12 protein-coding genes are annotated in these 14,728 nt (G+C 75.4%); 6 read left to right on the forward strand and 6 right to left on the reverse strand.

Annotated elements, in window-relative coordinates:
• Positions 1-49: 49 nt before the first annotated feature.
• Together mqnP and ACHZ99_RS10340 are read right to left on the reverse strand one after the other, a co-directional pair.
• A complete protein-coding gene (gene mqnP / locus ACHZ99_RS10335) occupies positions 50-970 on the reverse strand; it encodes a menaquinone biosynthesis prenyltransferase MqnP (RefSeq protein ID WP_420304160.1) in 921 nt (306 codons plus the stop codon).
• Positions 967-2,412 (reverse strand): menaquinone biosynthesis decarboxylase, encoded by a 1,446-nt coding sequence (locus ACHZ99_RS10340; RefSeq protein ID WP_420304161.1) that lies wholly within the window; start codon positions 2,410-2,412, stop codon positions 967-969. The genes mqnP and ACHZ99_RS10340 overlap by 4 nt, the downstream gene beginning before the upstream one ends.
• A 190-nt stretch (positions 2,413-2,602) precedes the next feature.
• Between ACHZ99_RS10340 and ACHZ99_RS10345 the strand changes: the two genes are divergently transcribed.
• The 5 genes from ACHZ99_RS10345 (at position 2,603) to ACHZ99_RS10365 (ending at position 6,439) form a co-directional block, all read left to right on the forward strand.
• Positions 2,603-3,001 (forward strand): PLD nuclease N-terminal domain-containing protein, encoded by a 399-nt coding sequence (locus tag ACHZ99_RS10345; RefSeq protein ID WP_420304162.1) that lies wholly within the window; start codon positions 2,603-2,605, stop codon positions 2,999-3,001.
• A gap of 70 nt (positions 3,002-3,071) precedes the next feature.
• Positions 3,072-3,554, forward strand: coding sequence for a PLD nuclease N-terminal domain-containing protein (locus tag ACHZ99_RS10350; RefSeq protein WP_420304163.1), 483 nt, complete (start codon positions 3,072-3,074; stop codon positions 3,552-3,554).
• 205 nt (positions 3,555-3,759) lie between these two features.
• Entirely contained in the window at positions 3,760-4,983 is a 1,224-nt protein-coding gene (locus ACHZ99_RS10355; protein ID WP_420304164.1) for an NAD(P)/FAD-dependent oxidoreductase, read from the forward strand.
• A gap of 38 nt (positions 4,984-5,021) precedes the next feature.
• Positions 5,022-6,107, forward strand: coding sequence for an RNA polymerase sigma factor SigJ (gene sigJ, locus ACHZ99_RS10360; protein WP_420304165.1), 1,086 nt, complete (start codon positions 5,022-5,024; stop codon positions 6,105-6,107).
• Positions 6,104-6,439 carry a hypothetical protein gene (locus ACHZ99_RS10365; protein ID WP_420304166.1) on the forward strand — a complete coding sequence of 112 codons (336 nt, stop codon included), beginning with the start codon at positions 6,104-6,106 and terminating at the stop codon, positions 6,437-6,439. The genes sigJ and ACHZ99_RS10365 overlap by 4 nt, the downstream gene beginning before the upstream one ends.
• A 223-nt stretch (positions 6,440-6,662) precedes the next feature.
• On the opposite strand, the gene ACHZ99_RS10370 is transcribed toward ACHZ99_RS10365, so the two are convergent.
• The 4 genes from ACHZ99_RS10370 to ACHZ99_RS10385 all read right to left on the reverse strand — a co-directional run bounded on the left by ACHZ99_RS10370 (position 6,663) and on the right by ACHZ99_RS10385 (position 13,755).
• Positions 6,663-7,445, reverse strand: a complete 783-nt coding sequence (locus tag ACHZ99_RS10370) for a DUF5995 family protein (RefSeq protein WP_420304167.1) — start codon at positions 7,443-7,445, stop codon at positions 6,663-6,665.
• Positions 7,446-7,560: 115 nt separating this feature from the next.
• The gene (locus ACHZ99_RS10375; protein ID WP_420304168.1) at positions 7,561-10,926 is read right to left on the reverse strand and encodes an ALF repeat-containing protein; all 3,366 of its coding nucleotides are present in this window, start codon (positions 10,924-10,926) and stop codon (positions 7,561-7,563) included.
• A gap of 96 nt (positions 10,927-11,022) precedes the next feature.
• Positions 11,023-13,233, reverse strand: coding sequence for a trypsin-like serine protease (locus tag ACHZ99_RS10380; protein ID WP_420304169.1), 2,211 nt, complete (start codon positions 13,231-13,233; stop codon positions 11,023-11,025).
• An 18-nt stretch (positions 13,234-13,251) separates the two neighbouring features.
• Positions 13,252-13,755, reverse strand: coding sequence for a hypothetical protein (locus ACHZ99_RS10385; protein WP_420304170.1), 504 nt, complete (start codon positions 13,753-13,755; stop codon positions 13,252-13,254).
• A gap of 700 nt (positions 13,756-14,455) precedes the next feature.
• Between ACHZ99_RS10385 and ACHZ99_RS10390 the strand changes: the two genes are divergently transcribed.
• Positions 14,456-14,659 carry a cold-shock protein gene (locus ACHZ99_RS10390; RefSeq protein ID WP_420304171.1) on the forward strand — a complete coding sequence of 68 codons (204 nt, stop codon included), beginning with the start codon at positions 14,456-14,458 and terminating at the stop codon, positions 14,657-14,659.
• Positions 14,660-14,728 lie beyond the last annotated feature (69 nt).

Below are 14,728 nucleotides of genomic sequence, written 5' to 3' on the forward strand. Positions count from 1 at the left end.
CCGCCCCCTGGGGCAGCGGCAAGCGCCGCCTGCGGGACCGGGCGGCGGCTCACAGGCTCAGGTCGCGGACGAGCAGATCCGCCGCCGCGCAGCAGAACAGCACGATCCCGATCACACCGTTCAGCGTGAAGAACGCCCGGTTCACCCGGCTCAGGTCGCCCGGGCGCACGATGCTGTGCTCGTACGCGAACACCCCCGCCACTACCGCCAGACCGCCCCAGAACAGCGCACCCGCGTCCGTCGCCAGCGCGTACCAGACGAACAGCGCCATCGTCACGACGTGCGCCCCCCGCGCCCCGTACAGCGCTCCCGCGACGCCGAAGCGGGCCGGGACCGAGCGGATGCCCTGGGCGCGGTCGGTGTCGACGTCCTGGCAGGCGTAGATCAGGTCGAAGCCGCCGATCCACACCCCCACCGCGAGCCCCAGCAGCACCGCGGGCCACGACCACTCCCCCGTCACCGCCAGCCACGCGCCGATCGGCCCGATCGCCTGCGCCAGCCCGAGGATCGCGTGCGGGTACGTCGTGAACCGCTTGCCGTACGGATAGACCACCATCGGCACCGCCGCCACCGGCGCCAGCGCCAGGCACAGCGGGTTCAGCAGCGCCGCCGCGCCGAGGAAGACCGCGAGCGCGATCAGCGCGCCCGTCCACGCCGAGCGCACCGACACCGCGCCGGTGACCAGTTCGCGGTGCGCGGTGCGGGGGTTGCGGCCGTCGATCTCGCGGTCGATGATCCGGTTCGCGGCCATCGCGAACGTGCGCAGCGCCACCATCGCGACCGTGACGAGCAGCAGCGTCCCCCACGCGACGGTCCCGTCCCCGTCGACCAGCATCGCCGTCAGCGCGGCGGTGTACGCGAACGGCAGCGCGAAGACGGAGTGCTCGATCATCACCAGCCGCAGGAACGCCCGCACCCCGCTGCCCGACCGGGCCGGCCCCGGGCCGACGACGCTCCCCGCGGCCGTCACAGGCCGTACTCCCGCCACCGCGCGTCGACCTTCGCCGCGGTATCCGGATCGGAGACGATCATGTCGGGCCAGCCGCGGGTGTACCCCTCCTCGGGCAGCTTCGCCGTCGCGTCGATGCCTGCCTTGCCGCCCCAGAACTGCTGGTACGAGGAGTGGTCGAGGTGGTCCACCGGGCCCTCGACGACGGACAGGTCGCGGGCGTAGTCGGTGTTGCCCAGCGCCCGCCAGGCGACCTCGTGCAGGTTGTGCACGTCGCAGTCGGCGTCGACCACGATGATCAGCTTGGTGAGCGACATCATGTGCGCGCCCCAGATCGCGGACATCACCTTCTGCGCGTGCTTCGGGTACTTCTTGTCGATCGAGACGATCGCGCAGTTGTGGAAGCCGCCCGACTCCGGCAGGTGGTAGTCGACGATGTCCGGCACGATCACCTTCAGCAGCGGCAGGAAGAACCGCTCGGTGGCCCGCCCCAGCGGCCCGTCCTCGGTCGGCGGGCGGCCGACGACGATGGACTGGAGCAGCGGGCGGCGGCGCATCGTGACGGCGTCGATGGTCAGGGCCGGGAACGGCTCCTGCGGGGTGTAGAACCCGGTGTGGTCGCCGAAGGGGCCCTCGGGCAGCTCCCGGCCGGGCTCCAGCCAGCCTTCGAGCACCACCTCCGCGTGCGCGGGGACCTGGAGCGGCACGGTCTTGCAGTCGACCATCTCGACGCGCTTGCCGCCGACGAAGCCGGCGAGCATGTACTCGTCCATGTCGCCGGGCAGCGGCGCGCTCGACGCGTACGTCACGGCCGGCGGGCAGCCGAAGGCGATGGCGACGGGCAGCTTCTCGCCGCGGCGGGCGGCGACCTGGTAGTGGTTGCGGCTGTCCTTGTGGATCTGCCAGTGCATGCCGAGGGTGCGGCGGTCGTGGCGCTGGAGGCGGTAGAGGCCGAGGTTGCGGACGCCGGTCTCGGGGTCCTTGGTGTGGGTGAGACCGAGGTTGAAGAACGACCCGCCGTCCTGCGGCCAGGTGAACAGCGCGGGCAGCGCGTCGAGGTCGACGTCGTCGCCGGTGAGCACGACCTCCTGGACCGGCCCGTCCTTCGCCTTCCGCGGCGGCACGTGCGCCATCGAGCCGAGCTTGCCGAACGCCTCGCGTACGCCGGTGAAGCCCTGCGGCAGCTCCGGCTTGAGGAGCCCTCCGATGCGCTCGCCGATCTCGGCGTACGAGGTGAGGCCGAGGGCCTTGAGGAGCCGGCGGTCGGTGCCGTAGACGTTCATCGCCAGCGGCATCGCGGAGCCCTTGACGTTCTCGAAGAGCAGCGCCGGACCGCCGGCCTTGTTCACCCGGTCGGTGATCTCGCCGACTTCGAGGTGCGGGTCGACCTCGGCCTTGATGCGCTTGAGGTCGCCGTCGCGCTCCAGGGCCCGCAGCAGCGAGCGGAGATCGTCGTAAGCCATGCGCCCCAGTATCCGCCAGGGGCCGGGCGCGATCCGCGAAGGGGTACGGGGACGGGGCGTCAGCGGCGCGCGGGCGGTGTCCGGGGTACGGATTACCCTGGACGGACAGCGGGTCCGGGCGGGGTACCGCACCGGACCGGACGCGGGACCGCGCCGCATCGCCGCACCGCCGCACGTCGAAGGGCCGCACATGCTCAGGTATCTGCCGTTTCTGCTGGTCCTGGCGGTGTGGATCTATGCCTTCATCGATTGTCTGAACACCCCGGAGAAGGAAGTGCGGAACCTGCCCAAGCTGGTGTGGGTGGCGATCATCGTGCTCTTCGGCTCGGTGCTCTTCGGGCCGCTCGCCTGGCTCGTCGGCGGCCGCCCGCGCGGCCGTCCCGTGCTCGCCGGCGGCGAGGAGGGAGCCGGCGGCGGGGGCGGCGCGCGGCGGCCGCGGCGCGGCCGGTGGGTGGCCCCGGACGACAACCCGGACTTCCTGCGGTCGCTGGAGGAGGACCGGCGGCGCAGCGAGCCGGCGGAGGAAGAGCCGCAGAAGGACGAGGAAGGCCCCGAGGGACGCCAAGGACCCGACGAGGACCGGCGCTGAGACGTTAACCTGACGCGGAGACGCAGTGGGGGCCACGGCGTAGCCCCGCGACATTCAGGGGGTTTGCCGCGTGCTCCGCTACCTGCCGGTCTTCCTCATCCTCGGAGTGGTGATATACGCGGCGATCGACTGCGCCACCACGAAGAAGGAGGACGCCAAGCACCTTCCGAAGGTCGCGTGGATCGTGCTCATCGTCCTGTTTCCGCTGCTGGGCTCGCTCGGCTGGCTGTTCGCGGGCAAGAACCGCCGCCCGGCCGCGGCGGGCGGTGGCGGCGGGGCCGGTGGCGGGTTCGGCGGCCTGGGGCGGCGGTCGACGTGGGTGGCGCCGGACGACAATCCGGAGTTCCTGAGGAAGCTGGGCGACGAGAACGCGAAGGACGCCCGGAGCGAGGACGCGGGCGGCACCGGGGACGACGACGGTCGCGACGGCGCCCGGGACGCGGGCGACGGCCGCGGCGGGCCCGACGAGCGCGGCGGGCCCGACGGTCGCGACGGGCACGACGACCGCGACGAGGACGACGGCCGGAAGGACGGCGGCGGCCCCGGCCGGTAGGCCGGACGCGCGCGGGCGTACGGACCCGTACCCGGGCCGTCGCACGGTCCCGTACCGCGCCGGCGCCCGTCTCCCACCCCGTATCCGCGCCCCGCGCCGCGCGTGACGCGGCTCACGTACCCGCCTGTCACGTACCGCCCCGGCCGGCTGTCCCATGGTCGCTCCCGCGCTCCCGCGCGGGCCGCAGACCACCGGAGGGACCGAGATGACCACCACCCAGCCCCGCGGCCACCGCGTCGTCGTCGTAGGCGCCGGCTACAGCGGCATGCTCGCCGCCGTCCGCACCGCCCACCGCACCCGCCGCCTGGGCACCCGCATCACGCTCGTCAACCCCTCGCCGCGGTTCACCGAGCGGCTCCGCATGCACCAGGTCGCCGCCGGCCAGCGGCTCGCCGACCACCGCATCGCGGACCTGCTCGCGGGCACGGGCGTCGAGTTCGTGCAGGGCCGCGCCGTCGCCATCGACCCGCGGGCGCGGCGGGTGACGGTCGAGCGGACCGGCGGCGGGGGCGACGCCGAACCGGCCGGCGCGCCGGAGGACGTCACCGTCGTCCCGTACGACACCCTCGTCTACGCCCTCGGCAGCAGCGCCGACACCACCCGCGTCGACGGCGCCGCCGACCACGCCGTCACCCTCGATGACCCGCGCACCGCCCACGCGGCCGGCACCCGCCTCGCCGCCCTGGCCGCCGCCGGGGGCCGGGTCACCGTCAGCGGCGGCGGCCTGACCGGCGTCGAGGCCGCGACCGAACTCGCCGAGAGCCACCCCGGCCTCCGGGTCACCCTCCTCAGCCGCGGCGTGCCCGGCGCGATGATGGGCACGCGCGCCCGCGCGCACCTGGACCGCGCGCTGGCGCGCCTCGGCGTGACCGTACGCGCCGGGGTCGAGGTCACGAAGGTGCTGCCCGGCACCGTCGAACTGGCCGGTGGCGAGCGGGTGCCGTCCGACCTGACGCTGTGGACGGCGGGCGTCCGGGTGTCCGGTCTCGCCGCCCGCGCGGGGATCGAGACGGACGGCCGCGGGCTGGTGGTGGTGGACGACCGGCTGCGGTCGGTGTCGCACCCGGAGGTGTACGCGGTCGGGGACGCGGCGGCCGTACGGCAGGCGTGGGGGCAGGTGCACGGCACGTGCCAGAGCGGGCTGCCGACCGCCCAGCACGTCGCGGACGCCATCGCCCGGACGCTGCGGGGGCGGGCGGTGAAGCGGTTCCGGTTCGGCTACTTCCACCAGCCGGTGAGCCTGGGGCGGCGGGACGCGGTGATCCAGTTCACGTACGCGGACGACACGCCGCGGCGGGCGTACCTGCGGGGGCGGTGGGCGGTGCGCTACAAGGCGGCGGTGAGCGCGAGCCCGCTGGTGACGTACCGGCTGAGCAGGCGGATGAACGTCACCTCGGTGCTGTCGCGGGGCGGACGCACGACGCGGTGAACCTTGCCGGGCGGGTGGGGCGCGGGAAGTATGGGGCGATGAGCGACGGGGAACGGGCGGTGGGCCGGCGGCGCGCGGCCGGGCGGCGGCCGGCGGAAGGGCAACGGCCGGAAGGGCCCGAACCCGCGGCGGTGCAGCCGCCGGAAGACCCGCCCCCGACGGAAGGCCCGCCTCCGCCGGAAGGCCCGCCTGCGCCGGAGGGCTCACCCCCGCCGGAAGCGCCGCCCCCGGCCGCGGAACCCTCCGCCGACGACCCCTTCGCCGCCCACCGCCGGCTCCTCTTCGGCACCGCGTACCGCCTCCTCGGCAGCGTCGCCGACACCGAGGACGTACTCCAGGACGCCTGGCTGGCCTGGCACCGGACCGACCGCGCCGCCGTCCGCAACCCCCGCGCGTACCTCGTCCGCACCGTCACCAACCTCTCCCTCAACCGCCTCACCTCCGCCCGCGCCACCCGCGAGCGCTACGTCGGCCCCTGGCTCCCCGAGCCGCTGCTCACCTCCCCGGACGTCGCCGACGGCGCCGAGCTGACGGAGACCGTCTCGACCGCGATGCTCGTGGTCCTGGAGACCCTCTCGCCCGTCGAGCGCGCGGTGTTCGTGCTCCGCGAGGCGTTCGGCTTCACGCACGCCGAGATCGCCGGGTTCCTCGACCGCCCCGAGCCGACCGTCCGGCAGATCGCCCGCCGCGCCCGCGGGCACGTCGAGTCCCGCCGCCCCCGCTTCGACGCCGACCCCGGCCGCCGCGCGGAGGTCACCACCCGCTTCCTGGCCGCCGCCGCGGGCGGCGACCTCAACGCGGTCCTGGAGCTGCTCGCCCCCGACGTCGTCGCCTGGAGCGACGGCGGCGGCGTGGTCAGCGCGGCGCGCCGCCCGCTGTACGGCCCGGACCACGTCGGCCGCTGGGTGCTCGGCGTGCTGCGGAAGCCCGTCTCGGCGGGCGTACGGCTGCGCGCCGCCACGGTCAACGGCCAGCCCGGTATCCTCATCGACCAGGGCGGCACGGTCATCGGCTCGATGTCGTACGACCTGGCCGACGGCCTCGTACGGCACCTGCACATCCAGCTGAACCCCGCCAAGCTGCGCGGCCTCCAAGCGCCCGCGCCCGAGGAGGGAGTGCGATGAGCGAACCGGAGTGGGTACCGCGGTCCTGCACCCTGCCCACCGAGGAGCAGCCCCTGCGGGTCGCCGCGTGGGACGCGCTGTTCGCGGAGCGGCTGGTCGCGGTGGACCGGTCCCGGCCGCTGCGGCTGCGGCTCGGGCTGCGGGGCGGGGACGGCGTGGCGGAGCGGGTGCGGGAGCTGGCGGAGCTGGAGAGCGGCTGCTGCGCGTTCTTCACCTTCGGCACCGAGGACGACGGCGTCGGCGGGCTCGTCCTGGACATCGGGGTCGACCGGACCCACGAGGCCGTCCTCGACGCCCTGGCCGCACGCGCCGACGCCGTGGCGGCCCGCTGAGCGCCGCCCCGTACGACGCGGCCGCCCCGGGCGCCCGCCCGCAGGGCGCCCGCGGCACCCCGGGCCGAACCTGACCGTCCGCGGCTGTTCACCCCGCCGCCCGGCCGTTGCGCCCGCGTCACGATCTGCACGGACTGGGAGCACGGGTTTCCCGGCGGCCGGCGTCCGTGCCTCCGCTGCGACCTGCCCAGGCACCTCGACCCGGACTACGGCGAGTGATCCCCTACCCGGCGGCGCTCCGCTCCACGGCCCTGTCCAGGTGGGCGATGACGGCGGGCACGTCGTCGCTCTCGGTGGCGCGGATCAGCTGGAGCGCCGGCCGGACGAGCCCGCCCGGGCGGGCGATGAGGCGGGCGAGCACCTGGGCGCGTACGTCGAGCCGTTCGAGGGTCGCCGCGCGCTCCTCCTCGTTCTGCCCGGCGAGCAGGACCGCGTTGTGCCACGCCTCCTCGCGGGACTGGACGACGCTGAAGTCGAGGATCCGCTCGTCCGTACGGGCCCCGACCTCGTCCAGCAGCGACAGCAGCGGCGACACGGCGCCGACCGAGTCCTGCACCTTCAGCACCACCCCGCCGAGGATGTCGTTGATCAGGAGGAAGTCGCGGCGCAGCGTCCGGATGTCCGCGCCCTCGGACGTGCGCGCGGCGGCGAGGGCCAGGTCGAGGTTGATGTGCGCGTTCACCCCGAGGATCAGGTGCTGGACGATGACCGTGCCGTCGTCGTCCAGCAGCCCGAACGCCTCGCGCCAGCAGCGCGGCCCGCTCCGGTCGCGGTGCCAGGCGTCGTACGCCTCGAAGTAGCGGTTGCCGAAGAGGGTGTCGAAACGGTCCATGCGGGCCCCGTCGTCGAACCGCCCCTCGTGGATGGCCGCGCGGACCTCCACGGTCACCTGCCGGTACAGCGCCGCGAAATACCCGGCGCGGTCCCCGTCGCGGACGGCTTCCCGGACGATCCCGGCAAGCCCGTCCACGACCTCGTCGATGTTCTCCGCGTTCCCCACCGGCATGCCCACTCCCGTTCCCGGTTCCGTCGTCCCGCCGGCACCGTCCTACCACCTCGCGGCGGGGAGGGGGCCCGGCGGGACGACGGGCACGGGGCAACGGGCGGGGGCGCGCGGGCCGTCAGGAGAAGAGCAGCCCCCCGATGGTGGAGGCGCCGCCCACCAGCGCGCCGCCGAGCGTCGCTCCCACCCGGCCGATGCCCCGCGCGTTCCTGGCCAACTGGCCTATGGCGCTCGACTGGCCCCAGGTGACCACCCCCACCGCGGCCCACCCCATCGCGATCGCGAAGTCCTTGCTCCAGATGCCCTTGTCCATCCCGACGAAGATCGCGCTGGCAACGCCGAACAAGGCCGACGCCGCACCGGTGATGACCGCCAGCCCGGCAAAGGTGATGGAGCCGATGATGGTGACGGACGTGAACAGCGACGCGATGCTGCACGCGGCGGAGACGCCCGCGAGCCCGATGCTGATACCCGAGGTGATCTTGGCCCAGCGCCCGGGGTCGCCCCAGCCGCCGCCGCTGTCGATGTCGTCGTTCTCGGCGGTGTTGGAGCGGTCCCTGCGCTCTTCCTCGTCCTGGAGCGCCCGCTGCTTGGCCCGCGCCGCCTCCGCCTCGATCTCTTCCTGCCGCTTCCGGTCGGCGATGCGGTGGGCGTCGCTCGCCGCGGCCGCCGCCTCCCGCGCGGACTTCCCCGCCGCGAGGGCGGACCGGCGCGCGCTGCTCGCCGACGCCTGCGCGCTGTACGCGTACTGCAGGGCGGTATGTGCCGCCGCTATGGCCTGGTTCGCCGAGTAGTTCGCCTTGCGGGACGCGCGCCGGGCCTGCTGCGCCGCCGTGGCGGCCCGGGCGGCGGAGGCGCGGGCGGACTCCGCGGAGCGCTCCGCGGCGTCGGCGTGGCCGCGCGCCCGGTCGGCGTAGTCGGCGGCGCGGACCGCCGCGGCCTGCGCCTTCGACGCCCACGCCGCCGCCTCGTCGGCCGCCTTGCGCGCCTTCGCCGCGGCCTCCTGGGCCCGCGCCGCGTCCTCCTGCGCCTTCTCCGCGACCTTCGCCGCCGCGGCGATCGTCCCCGCGATCGCCGCCCGGTGGGCGGCGAAGTCCTGGTCGACCCGCGCGGTCAGGTACTGCACCTTCCCGACGAAGTTCCGGCGCATCCACGGCGTGCCGGCCAGGGCGACCTCGGCGTACGCACGGGTGTAGGGACCGCCGTCGTTCAGCAGGACCGCGGTGGCGACGCCGTCGTCCTCCAGCAGGGCGTCCAGGAGCGTGCGTTCGAAGAAGTGCCGGAGCGCGCTGCCGGTGCCCTCGGCGAGCGCCGCGTCGGCCGCGGCCTGCACGGCTCTGCCGGGGTCCTCGGACAGGACGCGGAAGAGCTGCACGCGGTACTCCTCCGCGCCGGCCTCGGCCGCGCCTTCGGTGAGGAAGTCGCGTACGACCTGGATGTCGTCGCTTTGCAGCGCGGCCTCGGCCGCCGTGCCCACCGAGGAGGGCGCGACCTGGGCCAGATACAGGGCCTGCTCCCGGTCGTCCTGGCCCAGGGCGATCTGCCGGTCCACCTCCAGCCACGCGTGGACGTCGGCGTCCGAGCCGGCCAGCGCGAACTGCGCCGCCTGCTGTGTCCAGCTCCCGCCGCCCGTCAGCAGGCCGACGGCGGCCTGGCGGCCCAGCGTGGCCGCGAGGGCCCCGTCCCCGGCGGCGAGGGCCTGTTCGGCCCGTACGATCAACTCCTTGACCGCCTCCGAGGTCTGCTGCTCCTGGGTGCGCTCGCCCTCGGTCGCGCGGCGTCGGGCCTGTTCCTCCTCCAGCAGCAGGGCGGCGTCGCTGAGGCCCTGGAGCCGGTCCTCGTCGATGTTCGCCAGCTCCGCCTCCCGCGCCTCCTCGGCCACCGTGACGGCGTCCTCGACGGCCTGGGTGGCGGTGTTGGCGGCGTCGGTGGCGGCGTTGGCGTGGGCGGTGGACTTGTTGGCGTAGTCGCGGGCCTCGCCGGCGTACTTCACGGCCTCCTCGGCCGCCTCCGCCGAGTTCTCGGCGTGCTGGGCGGCGGAGAGGGCGGCGTTGCGGGCGGTGTTCGCGGCGGCTCCGGCCCGGTTGGCGAGGGTCTGGGCCCGGGCGGCGGCGTCGGTGGCCCGGTTCGCGGCGCCGTTCGCGATCGCCGCCTGCCGCCTCGCCTCGGCCGCCTCGGCCCGTGCCGCGCCGGCCGCCGCGGCGGCGTCGGCGCTGGCGCCGGCCGCGGCCGCCGCGTTGCGGGCCGCGGAGGCGGCGGCCGAGCCGGCGCCGGCGGCCCTGCGCGACGCGTCGCTGGCGTGGCCCGCGGCGGCTGCGGCGGTCCGGGCCCGGGCGGCGGCGTTGCGGGCGGCGACCGCGGCGTTGCGGGCGGCGGCGGCGTTCGAGGCGTCCCGGGAGGCCGCGATGGCGGCGTTGTAGGCGCGGGCGGCGGCGCTTCCGGCCCGGGCGGCGGCCTGGGAGGCCGCGGCGGCGGCCTGCGCTGCGCGCCGGGAGGCGGTCATGGCCGTACGGGAGGCGTTGATGGCGCTCCGTGCCGCGCTGGCGGCGCCCTTGGCGGCGCCGGCCGCCTTGCGGGCAGCGGCGCCTGCTCTCCGTACGTCCTCCCGGGCCTCCTCGGCCTCCGCCACGGCCCGCTCCGCGGCCTCCTTGGCCTTCTGCGCGGCGGTCTGGGCGCGTTCGGAGGTCTCCACGGCGAGGTCGGTCTCGGCCTCCGCGCGCCTGCCCTCGCGTTCGACGACCGCGACGAGCTCCTCGACCGTGGCGGACTCCTGGTCGCGGGCGCGGGCGAGGTGCTGGCCGGTGTCCAGGAACCAGTCGAGGTCCTCGGCGGTGCCTTCGAGTGCGCGGGAGGCGTACAGCTGCACCTGCGGGCCGGCGTCCGTCAGCATCGTCGCCGTCTCCACCCGCATGTCCTCCTCCCGGGCCGGGTGCTGGCCGACGAGGAGGAAGTCGCGCAGGGCGTCGTCGGTGCCGGCGTCGAGGGCGGCCGCGCCGGCGCGCCGGAGGGCGGTGCCGCCGTTGTTCATCACCGTGGCCGTCGTCACGCGCAGGTCCTCGGCGACGGCGGCTTCGAAGCCCCCGTCCAGGAACGCGGAGATCGCCGCGTCGCCGCCGCTGAGCGCGGCGGTCGCCTCCCGCCGCACCCCCGTGCCCGCGGTGGCCAGCTGGCTCGTGAGGCCGACCCGTTTGTCCTCGGCGGTCACCGCGGGCAGTTCGTCGGCGAGGAAGCGGCTGATGTCCGCGTCCGTACCGCTCAGGGCCGCGGCGGCGGCCGCCTTCGTGGCCTTGCCGCCGGTCAGCCAGGCCCGGAGCACCGAGCCGCGGTCGGTGTCGGGGAAGGAGAAGGCGTCGGGGGCCGGGTCGTCGGCCGCGGCGGCGGCCGCGCCGGCGGGGCGGGGTAACGCGAGGGGCAGGGCGGCGGCGGCCGAGGTGGTGGCCAGGGCGCCGAGGAGGCGCCGTCTGCTCCAGTAGATCGTCTGCATCGGAGTCTCTCTCCCAAGGTCGAGGGGGTACGGGGACCGCCGTGCCCCGCGGCGGCGCCTTGGCGTGCCGCGGGGCGGGAACCGGCCCGTTGCGGGTTACTCCACGGTCGAGCCGAACCGCGTGCCCGCGGCCGGCAGGCCGTTCCTGCCGGGCTCGTGGCTGGTCACGGCGGACTGGCCGGGCCAGCCGCGGGCGTTGGCCCAGGGCATCGCGTGGGCGGCGCCGTACGGGGAGGGCCCGTAGGGCATGCCGATGTACAGGTGCCGGCCGCCGGCGTCGAGGTGGGCGCCGAGCCGGTGGTCGGCGGCCAGGCTGCCGGGCATCCCGGTGGTGTTGCCCTCCTGGATCCACAGGCTGGACGCGCCCGGGGACGCCTGGAGGTGGCTGAACGTCTGGACGGCGCCGGCGTCGGGCAGGCCGGTGAGGTTCTCGCCGGGGACGCCGACGGCCAGGACCAGGGCGGCGCTGTCCCCGGCCGCCCGCGGGCGGACGTTGGCGGCGGCGAGTTCGGCGCCGAAGCGGTCGCCGGTCTCGGGCCCGCCGGCGGTGCCGCCGTAGCCCTGCATCATGACGTTCACCAGGCCGACGGCGCCGTCTCCGGTCACCCGGATGTTCGCGACCCACCCGGCGTCGCTGGCGGCGGCGCCGTCGACGGTGGTGTCCTCGCCCGGTACGCCCAGGGAGATGACGGACTCGGTGGCCGCGGCGGAGCCGGCCGGCCGGTAGCCGGCCGCGGCGAGGCCCTCGGAGAACCGGTCGCCGGGCTCGGCGGTGTTGCCGCCGAACATCGCGTGGTCCTGGTTGACGACCGCGGTCGCCTTCGGGGTCCCGGCGGTGGTCAGCGCGTGCTCCATGATCTGCACGCCGCCGGCGTCGGCGCGGCTGCCCAGGGCCTCGCCGGGGACGCCGACGGCGATGTGCTGCGGCGTGGCGGCGAGGGTGGCGCCGAAGTCGTCGCCGTTCTCCGGGTCTCCGGCCATCCCGGGGTCGAACTGGTCGACCGCGCGGCTGACGGTGCCGCGGAGGTAGAAGACGGACCCGGCGTCGACGGCGGAGCCGATGTCCTCCCCGGGCACGCCGACGACCAGGTACGGCTCGCCGGTGACGGTCTGCCCGGCGGCGAGCGCGGCGCCCATCCGGTCCCCGGCCTCCGACGCCTCGGTGCCGATGTCGCCGGGGCCGTCGCCCTGTGCGTAGCCGGCCGGCGCCCGCCCGGCGGCCAGGCCGTCCGGGGCGCCGTACAGGACGCTGACCGCGCCCGCGTCGGCGGCACCGCCGACGTCTTCGTACGGGGCGCCGACGACGAGGTCGGTGCACCCGTCCTCGTCCCGGTCGTAGCCGGCCAGCGCGTGGCCGAACCGGTCGTTCGCCTCGGCGCCGCCGGCGGCGTCCGCGAGGTCCTGGGTGATCTCGGCGGTGCCCTTGCCGCCGCCGTAGACGACGCGCACGAGGCCGGCGCCGGCTCTGCCCGCGACCGTCGCGAGGGGGTCGGCGACCGCGACGTCCTCGGTGCCGTCGCAGTTGAAGTCGTTGCCGCGGGGCTCGTCGAGCGTGGCGTCCACCCAGGTGCGCAGGTCGTCCACGCGGGTGCCGACCGCGGTGTTCGGGGTGCCGTCCGGCGTCTCGGTGCCGTAGCAGCCGACCTGGAACGAGCGGCTGCTCAGGGCGACGAGCTCGACGCCGGTGCCGGTCGCGCGCAGCGCGGGGCCGCCGGTGTCGCCCCGGCAGACGGCCGCGCCGTCCCGGCCCGACAGGCCGACGTCGCTGCCGTTGACCGAGTCGACGTCGAAGGTGCCGGCGTGCGGCTTCTCCGGGGCCCAGGTATCGGCGGTGCGCCCGTAGCCGGCCACCCGCAGCTCCTCCCCGGCCGCGGGGGGCGTGGCGCCGATGGCGACCGGGGTGATGCCGGTGACCGGCCGGGACAGCCGGGCCAGCACCGCGTCGCGGTCGTCGCGGGGGACCAGTTCGACGACGGTCCGCGTCTGGCCGCTCCGGGTGGCCGGATCGGTCCGGCCGACGGTGGCGACGGTCCGCAGCGCCGGCTTCCCCGGCGGTACGGCCAGGCCGGCGGCCGGGTCGTCGACGAAGCAGCTGGCCGCGGTCAGCAGCCACTCGGCGTCGACGAGGACGCCGGAGCAGCCGCGCTCGTAGTGGCCGACGGTGAGCTGCGCGGTGAAGGCGTACGAGGTGTCGGGGGTGCCGACGACCGCCTGCGCGGGCGCCGCGGTCAGGGCCGGCGGCGCCGCGAGCACGGCCGCGGTCAGCGCGGCCGGCAGGGCCCGCCGGATCTGTCTGTGCCGGTTCATGGCAGGGTCCTCCGGGCGTCAGCGGGACGTGGTGAGCTCGACGAGCATGTGCTCGCGGCCCTCGGGATCGGTGCTCTCCCCGACCGGCGTCCAGGTGCCGGCGGGGATGTCGAAGGACTTCTCCTCGCCGTCCACGGTCATGTCGGCCGTGGCGGACTCGTCGTCGCTGCCCTTGATGGCGTACACCGCCGGCAGCTCCAGGCTCAGATACCCCTCGGCGCCGGTGACCTCGAAGCAGACCCGGTCGCGGGCGCGCGCCCACACCTCCATCAGCCCGGCCGGACCGCAGTCCGCGAGCGTGATGTGCCCGTTGCCGCGCTTGAGCAGGATGCCCTTCTCGGCCTGGATCTCGTCGGCGTACGGGTACGCGAAGTCCTCCACGGCGTAGGCCGGCTCCGCCTCGGCGGCGGTGGCGACCGCCGGGCCGTCGGCGGCTCCGGTGGCGCGGGCCGCCGCGAAGGCGGCCAGCGCGGCGAGGGCGGCCGCCGCCGCGGCGGCCGGCGCGCGGGAACGTAACCTCATGTGCCTCTCACGTCCTTTGCGTCACACGTCGAGTGGGAAAAACCACGTGGCGTCGAAGTTCCAAGCAGCCCACGCTGGCAGCAAAATGCTGAACTCTATAGGGTCGTTTAGCACCATAACGTCGGGGAGATAACGCCCCGTTATCCCCGGACCGGCCGGTACGGGCGGAGCCCGGCCGCCCGGCCCGCGCGAGGCCGTCCGTTTCCCCTTCCGGCCGGCGACACCCCGCTGACACCCGGGGGCGGAGGTGCGGAGCGGACCGCGCAGCAGCCGGGTCGGCGGGCCGTCGGCCGGGCGCCGGAATTTTTCTTCGGCGGACCGCCAACGGCATCACGCGGGAGGGGCACGACGGGCCGCTCCCCCATTCGGACGCGTATTCCACGCCGGTGGCAAAGGGCCCGGGGAGACCGCCGGACGCCGGAAGGGGGCCCGCGACCTGCCCGGGGATCCGGACACCCGTACGCCCCCGGAGCCCCGGGTTCCGGCTCGCCGCCGTCCGCGTCACCGTGGCCGGGAGCCACCCGTGCTACGCTGGGTGAAGTTGCAGTTGTGGTTCCCATGTACTTTGTGTGCGCCTGCTGGCATTGACCTTCAGGCGCATTTCTGTTTTTCGGTGTTTTTCCGGATCGGGTAATCACCGCGGCGACGCGGGATCGCGCACCGTGCGGATCTCCGGCACAGCCAGCAGAAGGAGAAAGACATGGCCACCGGCACTGTAAAGTGGTTCAACAGCGAAAAGGGCTTCGGGTTCATCGCCCAGGACGACGGCGGCGCCGACGTCTTCGCCCACCACTCCAACATCAACGCTCAGGGGTACCGCGAGCTGACCGAGGGTCAGCGGGTGGAGTTCGACGCCACCCAGGGCCAGAAGGGTCTGCAGGCGGAGAACATCACCATCGTCTGACCCCTGATCCGAGGACGTGGCGCAAGTCACGAGCACGGGCCCGCGCGGCTGCACCGCGCGGGCCCGTGC

The sequence above is a fragment of the Streptomyces sp. MAR4 CNX-425 genome (genome assembly GCF_048656465.1).
In the GTDB taxonomy this organism is placed as follows: Bacteria; Actinomycetota; Actinomycetes; order Streptomycetales; family Streptomycetaceae; genus Streptomyces.